Annotated in this window: 1 protein-coding gene; it reads right to left on the reverse strand. The window is 44.1% G+C overall.

Annotated features, from left to right (window positions below; all coding sequences use genetic code 11):
* A partial coding sequence (locus tag CVN76_RS05070; RefSeq protein WP_100530507.1) for a penicillin-binding transpeptidase domain-containing protein occupies window positions 1–1,523 on the reverse strand: 1,523 nt, incomplete at its 3' end.
* Window positions 1,524–1,913 lie beyond the last annotated feature (390 nt).

Genomic DNA, 1,913 nt, shown 5'->3' on the forward strand with positions numbered 1-1,913 from the left:
GCTTTGATCGGATAATCGTAGTTCAATGGTTCATCGAAACCAAATGCTTTGAGTCCGCTTGTGAATTTTTCCTTACCAAGCCCCAATGCTTTCTGGGCAAAATAAATATTATCCGAATAAATTAATGCTTTCTCCATATCAATGGGGACACCCGGGTCAGAGACCCTTGTGATCGAATGGTCTTTCCATGTCGATTTAGCCCACGTTTTCCCTTGGATCTTGATCGCCTCGTTCGGATCGACTCCATTTTTCAAGGCGATTGCCGCCGTGAGGGCCTTTATCGTCGAGCCCGGTGCGAAGGTCGAACTGAAGCGATTAAGCAATGGCTTCCGGGAATCTTCCTCCAGCGCTTTCTGCTCTTCCTTTGTTATCCCAAAAATATATTTATTGGGGTCAAAGGAGGGACTTGATACAAGTGCAAGCGTTTCGCCCGTTACCGGATCAAGAGCCGTTGCTGATCCAGCTTCGTTCTTATATTGCTTGAAGATATCCTTTTGAAGCTCCGCATCGATGGTTAATGTAATCGTTTCTCCCTCTTCAGCAGGCTTTTCAGCAATCACTTTTTCTTCGCCAGCTTCTGTTCTAATATAGATCTTGCCTCCTGGCTTTCCTTTCAAGCGACCTTCCAACACTTCCTCAAGACCGCGCTTGCCTATATCATCGCTTGCGGTATACCCTTTACCTTGCAATTTCTCCAAATCTTCGGCAGATGCCGCACCGACATATCCGATGAGATGGGCCGTAGATTCTTTGTATGGATAGATCCGGGCTTCCGTATTATTGACCGATACCCCAGGAATCGCCAATAGCTTTTCCAATGCTGCCGTATTATCACTGGACATTTTCTTGATGGGCACGAAATAACCTGGCTTTACCCAAGATTGCGTTAACTTCTTATCTATCTCGTCAGTGGACATATTAAGCATACCAGCGACCTTTTTGACCGTTTCGGTTTCGTTAGTCATTTTCTCTGGCACAATCCCCACTTCCGAGACCGTGCCATTCATGGCAAGTCCGCGCTCATTCCGGTCGACAATTTCCCCGCGAATGGCTGGATAGGTTTGAACCGATATCTTTTCACCAGCTTTCAACTGGGGGAATATATAGCTTTCATCCCACTTAATGTACCAATTCTCCTGGTCACCCTCCCCTTCCTTGATAAGGGTCGCCTGATGATCGGAATTGACCTCCCCTGCCATCGTTGACATATCAACGGTATAAGCAAGATTTACTTCTTCTCCATCTTTATGCTTTTTTTCTTCTTTGGGCTGTTTATAATTCACCTTTAACTGGTCCACTTCTATGCCCTTATAGATTTTTTCATAACGCTCCGCAAATTCATCCGCGCTGATTTCTTTCTTCGTTTCAGGTGACAAATATTCATACATCTTCGTAAAATCCTGTTTATTCCAAAGTTTGGTGTATGCCGCAAAGCGCTCTTCCGGACTTGGCTCATCCGAGCAGCCGGCCAGGAACAGTACGCTCATCAACAATAAGCTGGAAACTAAAGCCAGTTTCTTCATGATTTCCTCCTAATGAATAGTTAGAATGATATACGTATAGTTTATCAAAATATTAGGGGAATGGGGGAATTTGTATGACCAATTTCTTCATTTTGCTACTTTATCATAGTTTTACTAAAGCATAAGTCCTGGATGCCGGACCCAGATTGTAGAAAAAACCGGGGCTATCCACATGTCCTCCGCCCGCGAAAAGCTAAGCCCCTGCTGTGAAACGGAACTGATAAAGGACAAATCCAAAACATGGTAAACATCAAACTTCCTCTCTTTATCACGCTAAGTGGAATGAAACGAAACAACCGGATCTTAAAAACAAAAAACCGCAGACAACTCCATTACCGAGCTGTCTACGGGCATAATTTTTTGAACATGGACTATAGCATTCTTTTTTTT

The organism is Bacillus sp. mrc49, from assembly GCF_002803435.1.